Below are 22610 nucleotides of genomic sequence, written 5' to 3'. Positions count from 1 at the left end.
ACAGGGGTAGAGATATCAAAACAAAAATCAGAAAAAAATGAAAAAATATTATTTAATAATAGGTTTATTTTTCTCGCTAATGAGTTATGCTCAAGGGAATTATACCATTACTAATTTAAATGATGATGGTGCTATTGGAAGTTTGAGATATGCTATTGAAAATACTACAGCCACTACCATTGATTTTGATTTAAATCTTATGGGAACTTTGACATTAACAGGTAATTTACCAAATATTTCTCGAGATTTGACAATAACAGGAAATGGAACTAGTAATTTGATCTTATCTGGTAATAATTCTTATAAAATGTTTCAGGTTACTAATGGTGCATTATTGACAATTTCTAACATTACTTTTACAAAAAATGCAGCGGGAATGGGTTCGATTTTTAGAGCCCAGAATAATAATTCGGCTGTAATGGCGAGCAATATAAACATAATAGATAATGTCAATACTTATGCTTTTTATACCAATGATTCATCTACAATAACTATTTCTAATAGCACATTTATCTCTAACTCTAGTGTTTTATTTGGAAGTAATTATGGAAGTACACCTAATACTACATCAGATATTGAAACGGATTATTCCAATAGAATAACTGTTTTAGGATGCACATTTACTGCAAATTCTGGAACAATATTTAACACAGAACGTTACGTAAAAATAGATAATTGCAATTTTTACAATAATACAGGTCAAATAGGAAATTTTCGAGGTCTAAATAGATACCAAGTTTTAAACTCTACTTTTATTAATAATTCTGCAGGATCTTTATTTTCTTTTTATTCAGATATAGTTTATGGTACTTTTTTGGCTACATTAGGCACAAATCAGCACTTATTTGAAGGCAATACATTTAAAGATAACTCGGGTACAATCATAAATACAGGAAGCGTTAATGAACAAAGTTTAACCACAATTAAAAACAATATTTTCATCAATAACGGAACTACTTATTCAGGAACTCCAGCAGTAATTATTAATAATAGCTTAGATAACTTCTTCAATTCAATTGTACATTATGTATCTCAAAGTACGGTGAGTATTACCATGAATCGTCCTGTTTTTAATACAAATTCTGGAATTGGAGATTTAGAAACTACAGATTTTGAGCTTTCAATAGTTGGCGGTAATGCAATTTTAGCTTCTCAATCACCTTCTAATATTAGTTCAAGCGGAAATACATATACATTAGGAATTGCACTTTTAGGAGAAATTTCTGGGGAAGAAGTGCTTACTGTTTCTCCTGTAACCAATTCTATTTTTGATGGTAGTTTTAATATTGCAAGCAATATTCAAATTAACAATTCGGTAAAATTAAATTTTTTAGACGATGATTCTGATGGCGTTTCTAATTTTCTAGACCTATGTCCTAATACGCAAGCCGGCGTAAGAGTTTATCCAAATAATGGTTGTGAGGATACCACATATCCTTTTATAACTTATTTTGATTATAACTCTTACTCTATTAATTACCTTAATAATTTTACTTCTACAACAAATCACAATTTGTATTTTTTAAGTTATGATAATAATTGGAATAGTTCTCTAAAAAAATTGACCCCTCAAAAGGTTTTATCGGATATATTTTCATCAACAGAATTAAATTTAGAAAAATTAACTACTGATGGTTCAAATAATATCTTTATTTCATGTTATAATAATACTAGTGGAAATTATCAAATAAAGAAAATTAATCAGGAAGCTGCAGTAGAAACTATTTATAGTTTCAACAATGAATACTATATTCAAGATTTTACAGTCGATAAATTGGGTGTTGTTTATTTGTTTTTATATAATAATAGTACAAATTCTAGATCTTTAAAAAAAATTAATTCAGACGGAACCTTAATAACTTTAGAAAATAATTCAATTGGATATTACCAATATTTGACTATTGATGGATTAGGGAATCTATATTTTGTGTACAATGACAATAATTTTAGTACAATAAGAAAAATGACAAGTGATGGAAATATTTCTGATTTCTACACCGATAACAATACATATATTCAAAATTTTAAATTTGATAGTTTAGGAAATATGTATATTGTTAGCAACAATAATATGTCTAATTTTTATCAAATAAAAAAGATTTCTAATACGGGAATTGCTACAGATTTATTTACATTAAATGATGGTTATATCCAAAATATTGCAATAAACACAATGGGTAGTTTGTATTTTTCTACTTATAACTTTATTACAAATGAGAGAGCGATTAACATAAGGAGTGATGACGGAATTATAGTTTCTTATTCTGATTTTTTAGGACAAGAATTATATAATGATTCATTTGGTAATATCTATTTTTCTGATAATCAAAACAAAAAAATAATAGCTACAAAAATGACAACTCTTGCTGCCGATTTATCAAATTTTGCTGCTATTAATAAATATTATTTCGACCAATCATTTACTATAATTAATCCAGACAGTTCTAGTAGTGGTGCATTTACTTTTACCAGTGATAATACAAACGTAGCTACGATAGCGGGCAATACCATTACTTTTACTGGTATTGGAACGGCAAATATTACTGCAAATCAAGATGCAGATGCAAATTATGAAAGCGGTTCTATTTCTACTTTACTAACGGTAAAGGGTTCAAAAGTGGTATCTAAATATGGCGTTATTTCTGAGAATGATACTAATTATGTTAATAAAAATGGGAGCATAGGAACCGTAAATGCTGTTGATGCTAATGGAAAAGAAGTAAAAGTGAAAACTCAATTATAAATAAACAATTGAATTGAAGAAATACGATATAGTCTTATTTTATAAAGTATCTAATAAACTATGCTAATTTTATTTTACAACATAAAAAAAAGGTTCAACTTGATGGTTGAACCTTTTTTATTAAACTAGATTTTATTTATACCTTTCCTAAAGTATATAATTTTTCCATTGTAGGAGTTAAGCTTCCACCAGCAGGTTCTAATGTAATTCCAAAAGCTTCTGCTTGATCCGTATTGTTTACTGCAAACAGTTTTTGATCATTCGAATCAAAATTATCTAACAAACCAATACTAGTTGGCGTAAGCGGATTTAATTTCAAAGCCCAAACTTGATAAACCATTCCTTCTGGAGGTTCTGGTAATCCCGCTGCGTCAATATAAACCACTTTTGTGTCCTTATTCCAATATACTTTTGCCGAAGATTCTGGAGCAACGCTTTGTCCTCCAAGAGCAACTACAATATTTTTTACATCTCTTACTACTGCCAAACTGGTTTCGCTTGCCTTATTTTTAAGTTCTAAATTTTTGAGGTCTTTTTCTAATTTTACTTTTTCTACATTGGCATTAGCAACTTGATTGGTAGACATTTCCATTTGGTTGTATTGATATCCAATTCCAACTAATAATAAAACTGCTGCCGCCCAACCTATATATTGAGACCAATTTCTGGTAGGTTCTAACTCAATAACCTTAGAATGCTTTAATTCTAATTTTTCTTTTATTTTCTCGTAATTCGCTAAAGAGTGAAATGGTGAAAAACTAGATGATAATGCTACAATTGCTTTCTCTATAGCAATGATTTCGGCATCAATCTCTGCATTATTTTTTGCCATTAAAGCAACTTCTTCGTTTTCAGTTTCATTAAGCAAACCGTAAACATAGAGTTCCAAGACACCTGATTCTATATATTCTTTTGTTTCCATTATACTTTCAAATAATTTCGTAGATCGTTAATACAATTTCTATTTTGCGTTTTAACTGTTCCTAAAGGAATTGCCAACTCATCCGACGCCTCTTGTTGGGTGTAACCTTTAAAAAACAGTAAATCTATTATTTGAATACATTTTGGTTTTAGTCTTTTTACAAATTCCTGTAAACCTATTGTATCCACTTTGTCAGACAATTTAGAACTGTCTTCAAAGTGATTTACGAAATTATCAGTAGAAAGGTTTTTTTGACTGTTATTAAAGTTTTTAGAACGAAGTTTATCTATAGATGAATTTCTAGCAATATTCAAAATCCAAGTATAAAATCTTCCTTTACTTTCATGGTAACTATCCATGTTTTTCCAAATTTTTACGAATACTTCTTGTAGTACATCTTCTGCCTCTTCTCTATTTTTTATCAAAACATTAATGACAGAAAATAAGCTTTTGTGATACATATCATAAAGATGTGTAAAAGCTCTTTCATCCTTTTTGTAAATTAATACCAATAACTCTTCCTGACTCATATACTTATAATTTTACTAATGCAAACTTATGCAATCTTGCCTACAATTAAAGAAATTAATATTGATTATTGTAATTTAATAATTTCGTTTTTATGCGATTGATAAACAAACTAAAAAAAACATAACATTATTGTTATCATAAAAGTATCAAAATATTTGATTTAACTATAAAATGTTATTTTACTTTTATTTTTGATAAAAATATTCAATTATGCAAACACATTAATTTAATAATAAAGAAATAGATTTTTGTAAATTGTAAACTATAAATATACTAAAAAATAAATTTTGCTATTTCAAAATAGAATAATTTTCTTTAAGATATATTTATATTTAAAAAGGTAATTTTCTGTTTTTATGGATATTAATATTAATAACAAATATTTATTTTGTGCAAAATATGAAATAGAATTTTTATAGCATATAGAATTTATAGTTAGTACTTTTTTTATATTAAGTAAAAATTAATGTGAATTCTTAAAGAGTTATCAATCTGTATTATGAAGCTGAATCGACTGATTTAATCTTACTTTTTTTTAACTTCTGTTTAACTAAAATAAGTTTTAATGAGACAATTAATTGTTTAATTTTATAAAAAATTAAATTATGAAAAATCTAGTATTAATAGCGAGCTGTGCTTTGTTTATGTTTAGTTGTCAAAATCAAGCACAATCAAAAAAAACAAAAGCTAACATGAATGAATCAGCAGTAGTTGCCAAAGAAAATATTTATCAGTTTAAAGTGCAAGATTTATCAGGAGATATGTTTGATTTTGCTACGCTGAAAGGTAAAAAAGTATTGATTGTAAATACAGCTTCAAAATGTGGTTTAACACCACAATACAAAGATTTAGAAGCAACTTATAAAGAATACAAAGACAAAGGTTTTGTAATAGTAGGATTTCCTGCTAATAATTTTGCCTCACAAGAGCCAGGATCTAATAAAGAAATTGCTGCTTTTTGTCAGCAAAATTATGGTGTATCTTTTCCTATGATGGACAAGATTTCTGTAAAAGGAGATGATATGGCGGCAATCTATCAGTTTTTGACTCAAAAATCTAAAAACGGTTTGCAAGATTCGAACGTAGAGTGGAATTTTCAAAAATACTTAATTAATGAAAAAGGAGAGTTAGAAAAAGTAATTGCTCCTCGTACTTTAGTTACTTCTCCAGAAGTTATAGACTGGATAAAAGCATAATTACAAAATATAGATTTTAAAAAAAAGCGATTTACACTTTTATGTAAATCGCTTTTTTTTTGATTAGGATATTTTAATAAATTAAAACTTTTCGTTTCTAAAAATTTCAGCTACAGCCGCTTCGTAGTTTCGAATACTTTGTGCTTTTTTTATTTTCTTTAGCACTTTATGAGGATTAGAAAAAGTAGCAGAGAAATATTCCCATAAATGATACATTTTTAATAAAATGTGAGTCGAACCAGATAGGGATTCGCTGTATATGGCATATAAAGTATCATGAAAAGCATTGAATAATTCAATCTTATTTTCAGGATATTCGATGGTATTATTTTTTATCATGCTTGGCAAAAAGGGATCAGAAATCAACCCTCTACCAATCATCCAATGATCAATGCTAGGAAAACGCTGTTGCATTTCATGAAATTTAGTGACAGATGTAATATCGCCATTGTAATAGAGTTTGTGCTTGGTGTTGTCTATGCATTGTTGAAAAGCGTCCAAATGAACACCACCTTTGTACAGTTGTTTGCCAATGCGGGCATGAATCGCAATATTTTTTATAGGATAGGTGTCTAAAATAGGTAATACATCAAGGATTTCTTCACTGTTTTCATATCCCAAACGCATTTTCATAGATACAATAATATCAGATTCAGAATGCGCTCTTTGTAGAACGTGATTAATTTTTTCTGGATTACTAATCAAGCCAGAACCCATTCCGGATTTAGTAACCATTGGATAAGGACAACCTAAATTCCAATTTAATTCTTTATAACCTAATTCCCGAACATATTTGGCTACGAATAAAAATTCGTCAGCATCATTTGTGATCACTTGCGGAATAACTTCTAAATCGAGATTATTCTCAGGAAGTAAGTCTCTTTCGTAAGAAGGTTTGATCACCATTTTACCATTTAACCGGATGTAAGGAGAGTAAAAAGTATCAATGCCACCAAAAAGTTTATTTTGGGCATTTCTAAAACGAAAGTCGGTAAATCCTTGTAAAGGAGAAGAAAGTAGGGTATAGTCCATGAAAAATTTAATTGTGCAAATATACTATTCTTTCTACACTTCTGTTTTTTCTGGGAGTAATAACTTTTTATTCCAATATCAATTGCATAAATACAGAGTCCAACCAACGATCAAATTTATAACCTGATTCCTTGATGATTCCTGCGGTTGTAAAACCAAATTTTTCATGAAAATGCACACTGCTTTGATTCTCAGCATCAATTACTGCAATCATGGTGTGAATATTTTGATTTTTAGCAAGATTAATTAATTCTTTAAGGAGTATTTTTCCAATTCCTTTTCCGTGTTGATTTTGATCTACATAAACTGAATGTTCGACGGTAAATTTATAAGCTTCCCGAAAGCGGAACTCACTATACATACCAAAACCAACTACTTCTCCGTCTAATTCAGCTACAATGACAGGGAATTTTTTTGCGATTTTTTCTTCTAGAATTGCCTTTTGCTGTTCTAAGGTTCGTATGTTATAATCATAAAGTGCAGTAGAATGAAGAATGTTGTAATTAATGATCGTTAAAATCGCTTGGGTATCATTATTAATATAGGGTCTAATAGTAACAGACATAGTATTTTATTTAGTATTTAATTCTTTTAGCAAGGTATCGGCGTCTTTTGTATTCCAACCCATTTCTTTTGTAATTGCAAGTGCATTTTTAGCGTAAAGTTGTGCTGATTTTTTATCTTTAATTTTAGCATATAAGCGAGCCAATACCAAATTTGCTTCAGCAGAATTGTTTAATTCAATTGCTCTTTTTCCCCATTCAATTACCTTTTTTAAGGCGGTAATATCTTTTATTTCAGTTTGATATATTTGAATAATTTCTAGCAGTTTACTGGCTGTATTCCAAACGTATTTTTCGGTTCCTTCCAATGTAGTTTTTTGATATAATCCCCAGTTTTTAGTGCGTTCTGCTACTAATAAATCATATGAAAAAATAAGCGAATCTATTTTTTGTAATTGAATGGTTTTTGCAACTTGTCTTTTTTGAAAGTAAGCAGTACTATCAAGATTTATAGTGTAAGGTTGCAATAATTCTGAAACAATATTAGTGATTTTTGCATCCACTCGTTGTGGTGAAGTTATTTTTTCAAATTCTTTTTTATGATTTAATACATATTGAAATTCACGAGACTGAATATCCGTAACACCATTCGAAATAACGCGCCAATTGGTTTCTGAAAGCAATTGCTGATCCGTTTGAGTCTCTAGATAAAGATGTGTTGGTTTGGATAACTCGGTACGATCTGCTCCTTTTCTAAGGGTTTGAATATAGGCCAAACAAGTAGTTACGTTACTTGGATCATTCAAAAACTGTTTTTCTAAATAAGGCAATTGCAATTTAGGGTTTAAAGCATTCGTAACTTCATTCATAAAAGTTTCTATTTTCATCTCTCCCTTTATACCATACAAAAGAGTTTCATTAGAATCTATAAATAAAAAAGTAGGTAATCCATTGGTATTATATTGCTCTTTAATTTGTTTTCCCTCTTCTTTTTCGATGTCTTTCCAAATAGAGATGTAATTGGTATTCATAAAAAGTTTGACTTTAGGATCGCTAAAAACTGTTGCTTTCATCGTGTTACAGTGGGGGCACCAAGTAGCATAAAGCATAATAAAAATAGGTTTATTTTCCTTTTTAGATTGCACAAGGGCTTCCTTATAACTTATTTCGGTTGGATTTAAGTTTGCTTGTGACCAACTAAATTGAAACAAAAAGTATAGTGAAAAAGTGAAAATAAAACGCATAATGAATAGAATTATCGGTTATTTAAAATGAATCTCAAAAATAAGAAAACTAATCTACAATAAGGAATAAGCTGGCTAACTTTGTATCTTTACGTTTTTAAAAAATGAATTCATGATTTACCCCAAAATACCTTTAGCGCAAAGCATTATCGAACTTTGTTTGGCTAAAGGAATCACGACTATAGTAATTTCTCCCGGTTCTAGAAACGCTCCTCTAACAATAGGTTTTGTAAACAATCCCTCATTTCAGTGTTACAGTATTACGGATGAACGCGCTGCAGCATTTTTCGCATTAGGAATGGCACAACAAACCAAGCAGGCTGTGGCTTTAGTATGTACTTCAGGATCTGCATTACTGAATTATTATCCGGCTTTTGCAGAAGCATTTTACAGTCAAATACCATTGATTGTTATTTCTGCAGATCGTCCGCAAAGTAAGATAGATATTGGTGATGGGCAAACTATTCGTCAAGAAAATGTTTTCGAAAATCATTCGTTGTACAATGCTAATTTGCAAGAAAATGTTTCTGAAGAAAATGACGCTAAAATAAATTTCGCCATAAATACAGCATTATTAAAAAAAGGTCCCGTTCACATTAATGCTCCTTTTGAAGAACCTTTGTATCAGACGGTTTCTGAACTTTCTGTAAATGTAGTTTTAGACGTATCGGAGGATTTTCTTCCAATTTCTGTTGTAGAAGATTTGTCAGAATATGGCAAAATTTGGAACCAATCCACACGAAAAATGATTTTGGTGGGTGTAAATGATCCAAATGCTATTGCTGAAACTGCTATTAACGTTCTTGCAGCAGACGAGTCGGTTGTCGTTATGACTGAAACGACTTCTAATTTGCATCATCCTACTTTTATAAACAACATCGATACCATAATTACGCCTTTTACAGATGCTGATTTCGAGGATTTTCGTCCAGAGATTTTAGTGACTTTTGGCGGAATGATTGTTTCTAAACGGATTAAGGCTTTTTTACGAAAATACAAACCTAAACACCACTGGCATATTGACACTTTGAGAGCTTATGATACTTTTGGAGCCTTAACAAAGCATTTTGAAGTTGATCCCAATTATTTTTTTGAAGCTTTTTTTCCATTGGTAACCGCAGTAAAAAGCGATTATTTTATCAAAATGGATAAAGTAAAAAAATTACGGGAAGTAAAGCATGAACTTTATTTAGATAAAATTCCTTTTTCTGATTTTGTAGTTTTTGATACAGTTATTAAAAGTTTGCCAAAAAATTCTCAGTTACAAATAAGCAATAGTTCTGCCATTCGATACGCGCAGCTAATTGATATTGACCCAACTATCGAAGTGTATTGCAATCGAGGGACAAGCGGTATTGATGGAAGCACTTCTACGGCTATTGGTGCGGCTGTTGTCAATGATAAACCAACTGTTTTTATTACCGGAGATATTAGTTTCTTGTATGATAGCAATGCACTTTGGAACCAATATATCCCAAAGAATTTCAAAATCATAGTAGTAAATAATGGTGGTGGTGGAATATTTAGAATATTGCCAGGACACGAGGAAAGTCCCGTTTTTAATACTTTCTTTGAAACTTCTCATTGTTTAACTGCGGAACACTTAGCCAAAATGTTTGGTTTGGAATATAGTTTAGCGAGCGATCAAAAAACTTTAGAAACTAGTCTGAATGCTTTGTATAATCAAAATCTGAAACCATGTATTTTAGAGATTTTTACACCCACATTGGCGAACGATAAAATTTTGTTAGATTATTTTAAGGAGTTGGTTTAATTATTTTATTTTTCTCTTAAAATAGATATTTAATTGTTTAAATTTGAGAATATAAACTAATTACTAAAACTAACCTTAAAATTTTATTATGAGTGCAAGAGAAGAATTAATTGTAAAGTATGCAGCCGATTTGAAAGACAAATGTGGCGTTACTCCAGATATGGATTTATTAACGAAAGTAACCATTGGTTGCGGACCATCGATTTATAATGCCGATGCTGCAACGGTTGCAGGAAGTCAACAAGCAGAATTGGATACGGTGAAGAAAAATTTCCTGATTAAAAAATTAGGACTTGCGGACGGACCCAATTTGGATGCCGGAATCGATGCCGTTATGGAAAAATACGGTCGTTCTAACAGAAACAAATATAGAGCAGTAGTATATTATTTATTGACTGTTCACTTTAAAAAAGAAAGCGTTTACAATTAATTAAGACATTTTTAAATTTAAAAAGCGTTCGACTCTTTAGTCGAACGCTTTTTTTTATCTCTAACTTTTACTCTTATTTATAGATTTCAAAGAAATATTTTTTCGTTTTTGATAATTGTTTTTAACGAACTGGTACAGGAAAAACAGGTAAGCTAGAATGTCCCAAAGCATCAACTGTTTGAACAGCAAAGAAAAAATTATCTTTTGAATAAGGAATTTCTATTTTGGTGTCTTTTGTAAAAATTGTTTTTTCCCACTGTGATGAGGAGGTTTCTCTAATAAGAATATTGTAACCGAAAACTTCTTTGCCTTCTGGAGCTTTCCAAACCAAAGTCGAAAAGTTAGTTAATTCTTTTACCTCAATTCCTACGTTTGTTGGCGCTTTTGGTGACCATGCTAAATTGCTAAAGGTAGCCAAGTTGGAGCAAGTCACTTTTTTTAGGTATTCAAAATCCATAAATTCAGGAAGATCACCATATTGAATATTATTTTCTTTTCTTACATCTTGGTGTTGGTGATCAAAGTTTTCGTTCATTTCACAAAAACGAATCGCCGTAAATCCATTTTGACTGAACGGAGTGTGATCGCCACCACGAAGAAAACGGTCGTTGCGATAAACTAATTTAATATCTAATTGATCTACATATTGATTGGTAACCGTTTTAATATAGCGTGCTAATTGTCTTGATGGACTGTCATTGTCGCGATTAGTTGATTTGCGCATTTTAGATTCTGCTTCTGTCTCTAAATACGGAATTGTTTCGCTAAAAACGCGAACTTGTGTATTGTCTCTTAATAAAGTACCGCTTGACAAACTGTTTCCAATCATATCATTATTAATCATAGCAACTACATTCCATTTTCTTTCCTTTGCTGCATCAGCTAAATGTTTTGCTCCATACAATCCTTGTTCTTCTCCAACAACTGCAACAAAAATCAATGTAAAAGGAAATTCTCTTTTGCTCATTACTCTAGAAAGTTCCATCATAGCAGCAACTCCCGAAGCGTCATCGTTAGCGCCTGGCGCATCAATTTTTGCATTCATCACATCAGATGCACGAGAATCTAGATGTCCACTGATAATTAATACGCGATCATCATTAGGATCGGTACCTTTTAAGGTAGCCATCACATTTCCTAGTTCACTGTCGGCGGCAATCCGTTTTCCATCCGCTTTAATCGTAAAAAAGTCTATTTTCGAAGTTAATCTTCCGTTAGAGGATAAAGCATATTCATCAAACTCTGATTTAACCCAACGTTGTGCTGCTCCAATGCCGCGCGTATTACTTTTGGTATCGCTCAAGGTATGTCGCGTTCCAAAAGAAACGAGCTTTCGAACCGTTGCTTCCATATTTTCCGATTTTACTTCGGCAACCATTTTTTTAATTTCAGGATCATCAACTGTTGTCTGAGCGTAAGTGGTGTGAGATACAATTGTAAGTAGTAATAAGTAGCAAATTGAGGTTAATTTCATAAGTGGTATTTTTAGTTTTCTCAAAGTTAATAAAAAAGTAAAATAATAGGGAACCGAAATTAGTTTTTAGTATTTGTTGAACGCAAATCATTCTTAGGAAAAATTCTAAAGAAGTTGGATGAGTTAAAATAGGACTTTATATTACAATAAAATATCCCACCTTTTCAGAATGGGATATTGTAAATATAAAGTGTAAAAAATGTTGTCTAGCTTTATATGCACTTATTCAAGCACTTTTTTTACTCTTTCAACGGTATCTAACTTTGATAAAGTCAATCGTACAATGCTATCTTCTTCAGCATGTAAATCATGAGGTACATTGGCATCTAATGATATTAAATCTCCTGCTTGTAAAATCATTTTTTCATCGTTAACACCAAAAGTAATTGTCCCTTGATGAATTTCTACTGTAATAGGAAAGCCTGCTTTATGCTCTTTCATGGCTTGTCCTTTTTTAAATAAAATTCTAATTTCCTTTGCTGTATCTGTTTCCATCATTACTTTGATAGCAACTTTGTCTTCATTGTATTGAAGATCTTTTCTTAAAGAGGCAGTTTTCATTATTTGAAATACGTTTTATAAATTAATAAGTGTTTGTTTATTTGGTCAAAACTTTCTTGACATTCTTTCAAATCAGAAGAAGGTAAGGTTTTTAATAAATCTTTAATTGGAATTAAAAAATTATGCAACTGATCATGTGCTGCACCAGTCATTGTGCATTTTTGAAAAATCATTTTAAAATCTAATTCTAGATTCTCCGTAAGTTTTTTATAAGCAGCAACATTATCCTTTTCAGTAAATGAATTCATGGTTTGTTGCATTTTTTCTACTCCTAAAGTTGTTTCTGGATTCGCAATCCAACGTTCACCATTGTCCAATACAAGGGAATGATCTTCGGAATGATGTTCTTCTTCTATTTCTTTATTTTCGGTGGTTGGGCTCGCGGACTGAATTTCCTTATTCTGTCTTTTACAAGAATAAGCAGTGGAAAGTGCTACAATTAGAATTATAGAAAGTGTAATCTTTTTCATAATAGTATTTAAGTTGATTTTTAATTGTAAAATAGAACTGATTTACTAGTAAATACTAGCGATTTAATTAATCTTAAAAATAGCAGTTTATAAGTTTAAATCAAAATTATTTCTTAATTAAATCTTTGTACCTTTGTACCTTATATAGTCGATAAAGACTAAGAATTTTAAGAAAATGATTGAAATAGGAAAATACAATACGCTTACCATTTTAAGAGATACCAAAGTAGGTTTATTTCTTGGAACACCCGATACGGATCCAGAAGGAATACACGATATACTTTTGCCAAACAAATATGTTCCAAATGAATTTGAAATAGGAGAGGAGCTGATTGTTTTTGTGTATTTAGATCATGAAGAGCGTCCCGTTGCTACAACATTAGAACCTTATATTTTACTGAATGAATTTGCCCTTTTGAGAGTGAATTATGTCAATCAAATTGGTGCTTTTATGGATTGGGGAATGGAAAAAGATATTTTAGTTCCTTATAAAGAGCAAGCGCGTCCTATGGAAAAAGGAAAACGTTATTTGGTTTACCTTTACATGGATGAAAAAACAAATCGTTTAGTAGCTTCTAGTAAAACCAATCAATTTCTAAAAAATGAAAATCTTACCGTTGAAAAAGGCGAAGAAGTAGATTTAATTGTCTCGCACATTACAGAAATTGGAATTAACGTAATTATCAACGAAAAGTACAAAGGACTTTTATACAAAGATGAAGTGTATGATGATGCCATTCGTACTGGTGATCGCATGCGAGGATATATAAAGACGATTCGTCCCGATAATAAAATAGATGTAGCACTACAAGTTCAAGGATATGAAAGTATAGAGCCTAATGCCGAAAAAATTCTAGACGAACTCAGAGCCAGTAGAGGTTTTCTACGATTAACAGACAACTCTCATCCAGAAGATATCAAAACAGTTTTGAAGATGAGTAAAAAAACCTTCAAAAAAGCGATTGGTGCACTCTACAGAGAAAAATTAATCGAAATCAAGGAAGATGGAATTTATTTGGTAAAAGAATAATAAAAGAGAAAGACTAATCCAAAAATGATTAGTCTTTCTCTTTTTAATGCTTTTTCAGAATTTTAAATTCGACGGAGCAGTAAAATAATAGAGGTTTAAAGTAATATTATCCGATTATAAAATAATAGTATTATCTATTACTATTTGAAAAAGCAATAACGTAAATTTAAATTACTTTAAAGTTTTTTTGTCTTTATAAAACCAATCGGTTGCTTAATAGTGCTTATCTAAGTTCACAGTCATCCAGTGGTTGTTTTTATATATTGAAAGAATATTTTCTAGATTATTTTTAGTAATGCCTCACTCATGCAAGCGCAAGAAAATAAATCTTTTATTTAACCGTAGGTGTTACTTTTTAGAATTTCCTAAGATAACAAATGATGGTATCATATGCTCATTTCTTCCTGTTTTTAAAATACTATAATTTTTTATAAACATAGAAAAAGGAGCGACAACATTTATTAGTGTTTGCAATACATTCTTTTTTTAAGTTAATAAATCAGTGTAGAATCAATAATTAAATCGATAAATAATTGGTATTTATTAGATTAGCTTGTTATAAATTTAAAAATAATTTCAATTAGTAAGCGTTAAAAATTACTTTATCGGTTGATTTTTAACATTTTAGCCTCTTTAATCAGATAAGGATTACTACAAGCTTCTCCTAATAGAATAGATATACTGCGAAAAATGATTTATTTTTACGCTAAAATAATTTAAATCAATAATCATGGATTGGATTACTGCCAAAGAATACGAAGATATCACTTATAAAAAATGCAATGGTGTTGCCAGAATAGCCTTTAATAGACCGGATGTGCGCAATGCTTTTCGCCCAAAAACGACTGCAGAGTTATACAATGCTTTTTATGATGCACAAGAAGACACTTCAATAGGAGTAGTTTTATTGTCTGCTGAAGGACCGTCATCAAAGGACGGAATTTACTCTTTCTGTAGTGGTGGCGATCAAAACGCACGTGGACACCAAGGGTATGTAGGAGAGGATGGACAACATCGTTTGAATATATTAGAAGTGCAACGTCTCATTCGTTTTATGCCAAAAGTGGTTATTGCTGTGGTTCCTGGTTGGGCTGTTGGTGGCGGTCATAGTTTACATGTAGTTTGCGATCTTACTTTAGCGAGTAAAGAGCATGCTATTTTTAAACAAACGGATGCTGATGTAACCAGTTTTGATGGAGGTTACGGATCTGCCTATTTAGCCAAAATGGTTGGACAGAAAAAAGCCCGTGAAATTTTCTTTTTAGGACGTAACTATTCTGCTCAAGAGGCTATGGATATGGGAATGGTAAATGCGGTTATTCCGCACGATGAATTAGAAGATACGGCGTATGAATGGGCTCAGGAAATTTTACATAAATCGCCTATGGCTATTAAAATGTTAAAATTTGCAATGAATCTTACGGATGACGGAATGGTTGGCCAACAAGTTTTTGCTGGCGAAGCTACGCGACTTGCCTACATGACCGAAGAAGCCAAAGAAGGTAGAAATGCATTTTTAGAGAAAAGAAAACCAAATTTCGAAAAAAAATGGCTTCCTTAATATATTCAGCTAATTTTAGATTTCTTAGGAGTATTCCATTTTAAATGTATTGTGAAAGCAATAGTATTGTTGTAAAAAATTCTAAATTAAGATTCAATAATTGTATACTGAACTGTGAGATCAAATTGGAGTTTTTGCATTATTGAAAGAATAGCTTCTTGTTAAAAACAAATAAAATTAAATGGAAAATTTTACAAATAAAACAATTGATATTAAACAACTTCCTAAATTTGAGGAAGTTGTTTTTACGGCTTTGCATCCCAAATATTTTAGAGTGGTTTTGATTAATTTAGGGATAGTGATTGCTTTATTTATATTGGCTCCAATGGTTCTATCAGTTATTAATCCAGAACTATTCTCTGGAAGAGTTTGGTTAATTTTAGGAATGTTAATTCCAATACTTTTGATTTTTATTGTATCCTTTTCCATTAGTGGATTTAGAAAAAAAGGATTTGCCTTTAGAGAGCATGATGTATTGTATAGATATGGTGTGTTAGCAACAAATACAATTGTAATTCCTTATAATAGAGTACAACATGTTGCATTACATGAAGGGTTTATGTCACGATTGTTTGGTTTAGCCAAAATTGAAATCTTTACAGCAGGAGGAAGTTCTAGTGATATTGCAATTCCCGGAATAGCCAAAGAGGAAGCAGAAAACATAAAACAGCTGCTAATGGGTAAAATACAAAAACAACTGTAATGAAACACGACTTTAATCAACCGCAACGGCAATCTCCAATTGGCGTTTTGGTTATGTTTGTTGATACCCTACAATTATGGGCTCGTGGTTTATGGCCTGTTTTACTGGTTTACATTGTAAAATTTAAGGATCTAAATACGATTTACCTTGGTCTTGGAATCGTTTCGTTTTTACTAATAATTGCTTTTGTTGCTTATTTAAAATACTTGAATTTTAAATTTTATTTAGATGATAAAAATGAGGAGTTTGTCATAAATGAAGGAATTTTAAATAAAAAGAGTACCATTATTCAATTGGACAGAATTCAACAAGTCGATATTAATCAGTCCCTAATTCAACGAATTATAGGCGTTTATGAACTTAATGTTGACACTGCAGGAAGTGCCAAAAAAGAAGGTAGAATTCGCGCTATTTCACATGCACTTGCCTTGACTTTAAAAGCAAGATTGCTGGAGGATGATGCTGTAAAAGAAAAAGAAATAAGTGAAGAAGCAACAGTACATACCCCAATTAATCAAAATCAACCTTTTGTAAAGATTAGCTTTCTAAGTTTGTTAAAAGTTGGAATTACAACCAATTATGTAAAAACATTCGGTTTAGTTTTAGCCTTTATAATGACAATTTTTGATAATGTAAAAAGAATAATTCCAGAATATGAAGTTGATGATGAACAATTAGAAAACTTTGTTGAAAGCCAATCGACTATTCAATATGTTGGATTTGTTTTTTTAATACTGATATTGTTGATATTGATTATCAACTTAATTCGCGTTGTTTTTAAATATTTTGACTATAAAGTAACCAAGCATAATGATTCTTTGCTATTATCATTTGGATTACTAAGCACTAAAAGCACGATAGTCAAGCCAGAAAAAGTACAAATTGTTACGGTAACTCGAAATTATTTCCAGAAAAAATTTGATGTTTTAGAGATAAAAATAAAGCAAGCAACGAGCAGTGATACTGATATTAAAAAATCTATTATTGAAATTCCTGGTTGTAACGAAAAAGAGAAAATAGCTATTTTTAAGCTTTTATTTCATATCCTGCCTGAAAAAGGAATAGTATTGAAACCAAACTATCGCAAATTGGTTTTTGTACTTTTCTTGTTTATTATACTTCCGGTTGGGCTTTTTTTTATTTTTGCTTTCTATTTAGATTCAACCTTACTAAGTTATAGTTATGTAGTGCTATTTTATATTGTGTTTATTGGACTCGTTTTGTGTTTTGGATTTTTAAATAATAGACTTTATATTAATGACAACTTTATTATAAAACAAAGTGGCGCTTGGGATATTGATAACGCAATTATTGAGACTTCAAAAATTCAAGGAGTAACCACTTCACAATTATTTTGGCATAAAAGAGCAGACATTGGTTCTGTAATTATTCATACAGCAGGAGGAGATTTAGCTTTTCAATTAGGTAATTTTACACTTATAAAACAATATGCCAATCAATGGCTGTACGAAATTGAAACTTCGGATAGTAATTGGATGTAATTGCGAGAGTACGGTTCTGTTTTCGAAAAGACACTAAAACTGTCCCATCGCCTAAGCGGGAAAATTTTTAAAAAATAGCATACCTTCGTGGTAAAATAAATTGAGTAAAATGAAACATTGGATTGAAGCAGCGCGTTTGCGAACATTACCATTATCGGTATCTGGAATAATTGTAGGTAGCATGTATGCCTTGCGCCCTACGGATAATATAGAGACGCCTACAGATGTTTTTAGCTGGACTATTTTTGGTTTAGCCATATTAACGACTTTAGGATTGCAAGTGTTGTCAAATTTTGCTAATGATTACGGAGATGGTGTAAAAGGTACAGATAATGCCGATCGAGTAGGACCATTACGCGCCATTCAAAGTGGTGCGATTTCGCCTGGCGCAATGAAAATAGGAATTGCGATTACTTCTTTTTTAACATTATTATCAGCTATTACGTTAATCTATTTTGCTTTTAGCGATACTAACATTTGGTATTCTTTATTTTTCTTAGTTTTAGGTATTTTAGCTATTGTATCTGCAATTCGGTACACTGTTGGTAATACTGCCTACGGATATAGAGGATTTGGAGATATTTTCGTTTTTGTATTCTTTGGCTTAGTGAGTACCATAGGTGTGAATTTTTTATATTCAGAGCAATTAGATTTTGATCTTTTTTTACCAGCGGCAGCAATTGGCTTATTAAGTACAGGTGTTCTAAATTTAAACAATATGCGCGATGAGGCATCAGACAGAAAATCCAATAAAAACACTATAGTTGTTCAAATTGGCGGAGAAAAAGCAAAAAAATACCACTTTTTTTTGATTGTAACCGCAATGATTTTGGTTATACTTTTTGCGATTTTAAGCGACTATCGTTTGGATCAATATTTATTTTTGTTAGCTTTCATTCCGTTAATTACACACTTAAACACAGTTTATAAAAATCAAGATCCTAGAGCTTTAGATCCTGAACTGAAAAAATTAGCATTAAGTACGTTTGCACTTGCAGTATTGTTGGCACTTTGTATGGTATCGCTAATTCCAGATTTATTTGTCAACCTCTTTTTAGGAGGAAGATAAGTAGCTGCAGTATGCTTACAAAATAAATTAAGATAATCCATTTTCGCATTCCTCGAAATAATAGGGGTAAGAAAGTATTTTAAAAAGTCATTCAAATGAAAATAACATTTTATGGTCACGCTTCCGTAGGGATTGAAATTAGTGGCAAGCATATTCTAGTGGATCCTTATATTTCTGAAAATCCAAAAGCGGCACATATTGATATTAATACTTTGAAAGCTGATTTTATTTTATTAACGCATGCGCATGGGGACCATATTCTGGATGTTGAGTCAATTGCTACTGCAAATAATTCAGTTATTGTTTCCAATGCTGAGATCGCGGGATATTATGCCGCAAAAGGATTTCAATCGCATCCTATGAATCATGGCGGAAGTTGGAATTTTGATTTCGGCAAGCTAAAATTTGTAAATGCTGTTCATTCTAGTTCGTTTCCTGATGGAACTTATGGAGGGAATCCGGGAGGTTTTGTAATTGAGGGCGAACACAAAAATATATATATCGCGGGTGATACAGCACTTACCATGGATATGAAACTGATTCCGATGCGCACCAAACTTGACTTGGCTATTTTGCCTATTGGTGATAATTTCACCATCGATGTCGATGATGCCATTATCGCATCTGATTTTCTCCAATGTGATAAAATAGTAGGCTATCACTACGACACATTCAGTTATATAGAAATTGATCACGAAGCAGCTATTCGAAAATTTTTCGATAAAGGAAAAGATTTGATGTTATTAGAAATAGGCGCTGCAATTGAATTGTAATTTTTTAATAAAACTTCCACCCTTCAAAAGGCTAAAAGTTTTATTAAAAAATTACCTTAATGAAAAATAGAATACTATGAGAGGATTTTTTTTGTTGCTAACAGCATTTGCTTTCCAAGTTAATTTTGCACAGAAAGATGGTTATTGGGATAAAACTCGAGCCACTAGCGAAGAAATTACAGTCTCAGCGCGGGACCGAATAATTATAAAAACGCAGGATTTCCCTGAAGGAACAACTGAAATTGTTTTTAGAATTACCCTTTTGGATAAAAATCAAGAAATGGCGAGTAGTTTGGTTTCTGTTCTTAAAGCCATTCCTGATCCCACCGGAATTTCCCAAGGTTCTGCTGGAGCAGTTTTTATTCTTTCTAAAATTTCAGGAGACGACAAATGCAAATATGCCATTTTCTCCTCTGCAGATTTAGCTACAAAATACAAAGAAAACGGTAAAACAGAAAACGCGTGCTTAGTACAAGATATACCTGTTAGTAAGGATGCTAAACTTCTTTCAACTGATAAATCGGCCTGCATGAAATCAAATTCAAGTAATTTATGGTTTGGATTTGAAAGCAAAAATTGGATCATGAATCAGAAAGTAGTTCTAGAAGTAGTTCCTTGGGTTGATAATAAGTTGAGTCGTGGCTGGACAGCAGAAAATAGAAAATCTATTATCGATCAGTGTAAAACATCAAATCTGGCTCAAAAAATGAGTAATTCAGATGATTTTTGTGTCTGCATTTTAGATAAAATACAATCGAAGTATAAGTATAAGGAATTTCAAAAATTATTGGCTGTAGAGCGCGCTAAAGCATTTAAGGATTTTGGCAACAGTTGTTTTGGCGAAAGTACTCTTTCTTCAGATGTTTATGAAGATTTACGCAAACAAGCAGCCTCATTATCAAAACAAGGGAAACCTGGTGAAGCAATTACTAAATTAGCAACGATAATTAATGATAATAAAGCCAATGCACTAGATTATAACGCTATTGGAAACAATTATATTTTGACCAAACAATACGGAAAAGCAATTAAATTTCTTAAAGAAGGCGAGAAGCTCGATGAATCAGAATTATTAATAAAATTAAATTTAGCACACGCTTATTTATTAAATGATAATTATTCAACAGCCAAATCTATTTATAAGGAATACCAATATCAAAATGTTACAGATAGCTTGAGTTGGACTGAAAAGATAAAACAAGACTTTGAGACATTTAAAAAGGTTGGGATAGAAAACGACGATTTTAAAAGAGTTTTAAAGTTGTTCAATTGATTTTTTATAAAATGAACTTCACTCTTAAAGCATAACCGAAAATTTTTATAAATGCTCTTTTGAAACTTATAAAAACATAATCAGCTTTGCAGCTAAGAAAATATGAAAGCAACATATCATAAATATATTCTAAATTTCAAACGTCCTTCTGGTACCTCTCGTGGTGTCATGAATGAAAAAGAAACTTGGTTTATTGTACTTGAAAAAGAAGGAAAAAAAGGAATAGGCGAATGCGGAATTCTCAGAGGATTAAGCATTGATGATCTACCTGATTATGAAGTAAAATTAAAATGGACTTGTGATCATATACACCTGGGAAAAGATCTGCTTTGGGAAGCACTTTTGGAGTTTCCTTCCATACAATTTGGAGTTGAAATGGCCTTTGAATCTTTAGTCAGTGAAAACCCTTTTTTACTCTTTCCTTCAGACTTTACAAGTGGTATAAAATCAATTCCAATAAACGGATTGGTTTGGATGGGAACAGAGGCTTTTATGAAGGAGCAAATTCAAGAAAAATTAGCCGATGGGTTCAAGTGTATCAAGCTCAAGGTCGGTGCAATAGATTTTGATAAAGAACTACAATTATTACGCTTTATAAGGCAGCATTTTTCTTCAGAACAAATAGAAATTCGAGTTGATGCTAACGGCGCATTTAGTTTAGATTTAGCTTTACATAAGTTAAATCAATTATCTGAATTTGAACTACATAGCATTGAGCAACCAATATCGAAAAACCACACTGACAGTATGGCAGATTTGTGTGAAAACACTCCTTTTCCTATTGCTTTAGATGAAGAGCTAATAGGTGTGTTTACATTAGCAGAGAAAGAAGCTTTAATACTCAAAATAAAACCACAATATATCATTTTGAAGCCTAGTTTTATTGGTGGTTTTCGAGGGACACAAGAGTGGATTACTTTAGCTGAAAAATACAAAATAGGGTGGTGGATTACCTCAGCTTTAGAGAGTAATATTGGATTAAATGCAATCGCACAATGGACTTTTTTGCAGCATAATTTAATGCCGCAAGGATTAGGAACTGGCGCACTTTATACCAATAATTTTGACTGTCCGTTACAAGTAAAGCAAGGACAATTATGGTACGAAAAAGAAGTGGATTGGAAATTCGATTTAAACGGATAATGAAATGTCAAATGTTTTTTTATAACTAATTTATTCCTTAAAATTAGTCTGATTTTAAAGAACATGAATTACTAATCCTATAATTTTAACAGCAAAAAACCATTACAAATAGTACTATTTGTAATGGTTTTTTGTTGTTAAATACGGTCATTATTTTTTTTGTCTTTAAAATTTGGAAAAATCTAATGAGATTCGCTGTATTTTTTTAAGGATGCTACAGCTTGTTTTTCTACTTTTTTCTGGAAAAATCCTGTCCAACCTAATAGATATCCTGTAATTCCAAATGCTTGTTTTGACCATTTCCAAATGTCAAATTGATCCGTTTGTTTAATAATTAATCCCTCTTTAAATTGAAACTCAGATAAAACTGTATTGACTACAGTTCGTTGGTTTTTAACAAATTTATAGGTAGCAATCCATCTTACAGATCCTGTATATTCGTCTGCTTTGATAACAGAAAATTCAATTTTCATGTTTCCTTTACTCTTCTCAGTTAGCATTTTCCACATTTCACAAACCTCATTCCCCTTTAATAAGCCAAAAGCAGGATCCCTAAATTGAATGTTTACATCATAGTTTTTGCACATAGTTGTAGCATCACCATTTGAAAAAGCGGTGTAAAATTCAATAAGTATATCTTTGGTTGTTCTCATTTTTATAAATATAATTGAAAGTA

General features: G+C 31.2%; 21 protein-coding genes. 12 read left to right on the top strand and 9 right to left on the bottom strand.

Annotated elements, in window-relative coordinates:
- Window positions 1–37: 37 nt before the first annotated feature.
- Entirely contained in the window at window positions 38–2743 is a 2706-nt protein-coding gene (locus MW871_RS11125; protein ID WP_248428558.1) for an NHL repeat-containing protein, read from the top strand.
- 136 nt (window positions 2744–2879) lie between these two features.
- On the opposite strand, the gene MW871_RS11120 is transcribed toward MW871_RS11125, so the two are convergent.
- Both MW871_RS11120 and MW871_RS11115 read right to left on the bottom strand, forming a co-directional pair.
- Window positions 2880–3665: an anti-sigma factor gene (locus tag MW871_RS11120; protein ID WP_248428557.1), complete on the bottom strand. Its 786-nt coding sequence runs from the start codon at window positions 3663–3665 to the stop codon at window positions 2880–2882.
- Window positions 3665–4195 carry an RNA polymerase sigma factor gene (locus MW871_RS11115; protein ID WP_188050678.1) on the bottom strand — a complete coding sequence of 177 codons (531 nt, stop codon included), beginning with the start codon at window positions 4193–4195 and terminating at the stop codon, window positions 3665–3667. Before MW871_RS11115 ends, MW871_RS11120 begins: the two co-directional genes overlap by 1 nt.
- Before the next feature lie 606 nt (window positions 4196–4801).
- On the opposite strand from MW871_RS11115, the gene MW871_RS11110 reads away from it, so the two are divergent.
- Window positions 4802–5392, top strand: coding sequence for a glutathione peroxidase (locus tag MW871_RS11110; RefSeq protein ID WP_188050677.1), 591 nt, complete (start codon window positions 4802–4804; stop codon window positions 5390–5392).
- An 81-nt stretch (window positions 5393–5473) separates the two neighbouring features.
- Here the strand turns inward: MW871_RS11110 and MW871_RS11105 are convergent, their stop codons facing one another.
- The 3 genes from MW871_RS11105 to MW871_RS11095 all read right to left on the bottom strand — a co-directional run bounded on the left by MW871_RS11105 (window position 5474) and on the right by MW871_RS11095 (window position 8171).
- Entirely contained in the window at window positions 5474–6424 is a 951-nt protein-coding gene (locus tag MW871_RS11105) for a tRNA dihydrouridine synthase (RefSeq protein ID WP_248428556.1), read from the bottom strand.
- Window positions 6425–6491: 67 nt separating this feature from the next.
- Window positions 6492–6989 (bottom strand): GNAT family N-acetyltransferase, encoded by a 498-nt coding sequence (locus MW871_RS11100; RefSeq protein WP_248428555.1) that lies wholly within the window; start codon window positions 6987–6989, stop codon window positions 6492–6494.
- 6 nt (window positions 6990–6995) lie between these two features.
- Window positions 6996–8171, bottom strand: coding sequence for a thioredoxin family protein (locus tag MW871_RS11095; RefSeq protein WP_248428554.1), 1176 nt, complete (start codon window positions 8169–8171; stop codon window positions 6996–6998).
- Window positions 8172–8283: 112 nt separating this feature from the next.
- Between MW871_RS11095 and menD the strand changes: the two genes are divergently transcribed.
- Both menD and MW871_RS11085 read left to right on the top strand, forming a co-directional pair.
- Window positions 8284–9945 carry a 2-succinyl-5-enolpyruvyl-6-hydroxy-3-cyclohexene-1-carboxylic-acid synthase gene (gene menD / locus MW871_RS11090; RefSeq protein WP_248428553.1) on the top strand — a complete coding sequence of 554 codons (1662 nt, stop codon included), beginning with the start codon at window positions 8284–8286 and terminating at the stop codon, window positions 9943–9945.
- 88 nt (window positions 9946–10033) lie between these two features.
- A complete protein-coding gene (locus tag MW871_RS11085) occupies window positions 10034–10375 on the top strand; it encodes a DUF2853 family protein (RefSeq protein WP_188050672.1) in 342 nt (113 codons plus the stop codon).
- A 121-nt stretch (window positions 10376–10496) separates the two neighbouring features.
- Here the strand turns inward: MW871_RS11085 and MW871_RS11080 are convergent, their stop codons facing one another.
- The 3 genes from MW871_RS11080 to MW871_RS11070 all read right to left on the bottom strand — a co-directional run bounded on the left by MW871_RS11080 (window position 10497) and on the right by MW871_RS11070 (window position 12880).
- On the bottom strand, window positions 10497–11849 hold the full coding sequence (locus tag MW871_RS11080; protein WP_248428552.1) for a M28 family metallopeptidase: 1353 nt from the start codon (window positions 11847–11849) through the stop codon (window positions 10497–10499).
- A 222-nt stretch (window positions 11850–12071) separates the two neighbouring features.
- The gene (locus MW871_RS11075; protein WP_248428551.1) at window positions 12072–12410 is read right to left on the bottom strand and encodes a cupin domain-containing protein; all 339 of its coding nucleotides are present in this window, start codon (window positions 12408–12410) and stop codon (window positions 12072–12074) included.
- The gene (locus MW871_RS11070; RefSeq protein WP_248428550.1) at window positions 12410–12880 is read right to left on the bottom strand and encodes a hypothetical protein; all 471 of its coding nucleotides are present in this window, start codon (window positions 12878–12880) and stop codon (window positions 12410–12412) included. The genes MW871_RS11075 and MW871_RS11070 overlap by 1 nt, the downstream gene beginning before the upstream one ends.
- Before the next feature lie 175 nt (window positions 12881–13055).
- On the opposite strand from MW871_RS11070, the gene MW871_RS11065 reads away from it, so the two are divergent.
- The 8 genes from MW871_RS11065 to MW871_RS11030 all read left to right on the top strand — a co-directional run bounded on the left by MW871_RS11065 (window position 13056) and on the right by MW871_RS11030 (window position 21934).
- Window positions 13056–13910 (top strand): CvfB family protein, encoded by an 855-nt coding sequence (locus MW871_RS11065; RefSeq protein ID WP_188050669.1) that lies wholly within the window; start codon window positions 13056–13058, stop codon window positions 13908–13910.
- 730 nt (window positions 13911–14640) lie between these two features.
- The gene (locus tag MW871_RS11060; RefSeq protein ID WP_210646120.1) at window positions 14641–15471 is read left to right on the top strand and encodes a 1,4-dihydroxy-2-naphthoyl-CoA synthase; all 831 of its coding nucleotides are present in this window, start codon (window positions 14641–14643) and stop codon (window positions 15469–15471) included.
- A 181-nt stretch (window positions 15472–15652) separates the two neighbouring features.
- Entirely contained in the window at window positions 15653–16174 is a 522-nt protein-coding gene (locus MW871_RS11055; RefSeq protein ID WP_248428549.1) for a PH domain-containing protein, read from the top strand.
- Window positions 16174–17676 (top strand): PH domain-containing protein, encoded by a 1503-nt coding sequence (locus tag MW871_RS11050; RefSeq protein WP_248428548.1) that lies wholly within the window; start codon window positions 16174–16176, stop codon window positions 17674–17676. The genes MW871_RS11055 and MW871_RS11050 overlap by 1 nt, the downstream gene beginning before the upstream one ends.
- A 109-nt stretch (window positions 17677–17785) precedes the next feature.
- A complete protein-coding gene (menA, locus tag MW871_RS11045) occupies window positions 17786–18745 on the top strand; it encodes a 1,4-dihydroxy-2-naphthoate octaprenyltransferase (RefSeq protein ID WP_248428547.1) in 960 nt (319 codons plus the stop codon).
- A 95-nt stretch (window positions 18746–18840) separates the two neighbouring features.
- Window positions 18841–19518, top strand: coding sequence for a metal-dependent hydrolase (locus tag MW871_RS11040; RefSeq protein WP_248428546.1), 678 nt, complete (start codon window positions 18841–18843; stop codon window positions 19516–19518).
- A 76-nt stretch (window positions 19519–19594) separates the two neighbouring features.
- Complete coding sequence (locus tag MW871_RS11035; protein ID WP_248428545.1) at window positions 19595–20791, top strand: tetratricopeptide repeat protein; 1197 nt, start codon at window positions 19595–19597, stop codon at window positions 20789–20791.
- A gap of 102 nt (window positions 20792–20893) precedes the next feature.
- Window positions 20894–21934 carry an o-succinylbenzoate synthase gene (locus MW871_RS11030; protein ID WP_248428544.1) on the top strand — a complete coding sequence of 347 codons (1041 nt, stop codon included), beginning with the start codon at window positions 20894–20896 and terminating at the stop codon, window positions 21932–21934.
- 182 nt (window positions 21935–22116) lie between these two features.
- On the opposite strand, the gene MW871_RS11025 is transcribed toward MW871_RS11030, so the two are convergent.
- Entirely contained in the window at window positions 22117–22587 is a 471-nt protein-coding gene (locus MW871_RS11025) for a nuclear transport factor 2 family protein (protein ID WP_248428543.1), read from the bottom strand.
- Window positions 22588–22610 lie beyond the last annotated feature (23 nt).

It is taken from the genome of Flavobacterium pygoscelis (assembly GCF_023162025.1).
Taxonomy (GTDB): Bacteria; Bacteroidota; Bacteroidia; order Flavobacteriales; family Flavobacteriaceae; genus Flavobacterium; species Flavobacterium pygoscelis.
The sequence above is the reverse complement of the archived record's forward strand: the minus strand, read 5'-3'. Positions and strand labels throughout refer to the sequence as shown.

Coding starts and splice junctions, on each gene's coding strand:
- MW871_RS11125 (WP_248428558.1), top strand. CDS start 38: ATGAAAAAATATTATTTAATAATAGGTTTATTTTTCTCGCTAATGAGT.
- MW871_RS11120 (WP_248428557.1), bottom strand. CDS start 3,665: ATGGAAACAAAAGAATATATAGAATCAGGTGTCTTGGAACTCTATGTT.
- MW871_RS11115 (WP_188050678.1), bottom strand. CDS start 4,195: ATGAGTCAGGAAGAGTTATTGGTATTAATTTACAAAAAGGATGAAAGA.
- MW871_RS11110 (WP_188050677.1), top strand. CDS start 4,802: ATGAAAAATCTAGTATTAATAGCGAGCTGTGCTTTGTTTATGTTTAGT.
- MW871_RS11105 (WP_248428556.1), bottom strand. CDS start 6,424: ATGGACTATACCCTACTTTCTTCTCCTTTACAAGGATTTACCGACTTT.
- MW871_RS11100 (WP_248428555.1), bottom strand. CDS start 6,989: ATGTCTGTTACTATTAGACCCTATATTAATAATGATACCCAAGCGATT.
- MW871_RS11095 (WP_248428554.1), bottom strand. CDS start 8,171: ATGCGTTTTATTTTCACTTTTTCACTATACTTTTTGTTTCAATTTAGT.
- menD (WP_248428553.1), top strand. CDS start 8,284: ATGATTTACCCCAAAATACCTTTAGCGCAAAGCATTATCGAACTTTGT.
- MW871_RS11085 (WP_188050672.1), top strand. CDS start 10,034: ATGAGTGCAAGAGAAGAATTAATTGTAAAGTATGCAGCCGATTTGAAA.
- MW871_RS11080 (WP_248428552.1), bottom strand. CDS start 11,849: ATGAAATTAACCTCAATTTGCTACTTATTACTACTTACAATTGTATCT.
- MW871_RS11075 (WP_248428551.1), bottom strand. CDS start 12,410: ATGAAAACTGCCTCTTTAAGAAAAGATCTTCAATACAATGAAGACAAA.
- MW871_RS11070 (WP_248428550.1), bottom strand. CDS start 12,880: ATGAAAAAGATTACACTTTCTATAATTCTAATTGTAGCACTTTCCACT.
- MW871_RS11065 (WP_188050669.1), top strand. CDS start 13,056: ATGATTGAAATAGGAAAATACAATACGCTTACCATTTTAAGAGATACC.
- MW871_RS11060 (WP_210646120.1), top strand. CDS start 14,641: ATGGATTGGATTACTGCCAAAGAATACGAAGATATCACTTATAAAAAA.
- MW871_RS11055 (WP_248428549.1), top strand. CDS start 15,653: ATGGAAAATTTTACAAATAAAACAATTGATATTAAACAACTTCCTAAA.
- MW871_RS11050 (WP_248428548.1), top strand. CDS start 16,174: ATGAAACACGACTTTAATCAACCGCAACGGCAATCTCCAATTGGCGTT.
- menA (WP_248428547.1), top strand. CDS start 17,786: ATGAAACATTGGATTGAAGCAGCGCGTTTGCGAACATTACCATTATCG.
- MW871_RS11040 (WP_248428546.1), top strand. CDS start 18,841: ATGAAAATAACATTTTATGGTCACGCTTCCGTAGGGATTGAAATTAGT.
- MW871_RS11035 (WP_248428545.1), top strand. CDS start 19,595: ATGAGAGGATTTTTTTTGTTGCTAACAGCATTTGCTTTCCAAGTTAAT.
- MW871_RS11030 (WP_248428544.1), top strand. CDS start 20,894: ATGAAAGCAACATATCATAAATATATTCTAAATTTCAAACGTCCTTCT.
- MW871_RS11025 (WP_248428543.1), bottom strand. CDS start 22,587: ATGAGAACAACCAAAGATATACTTATTGAATTTTACACCGCTTTTTCA.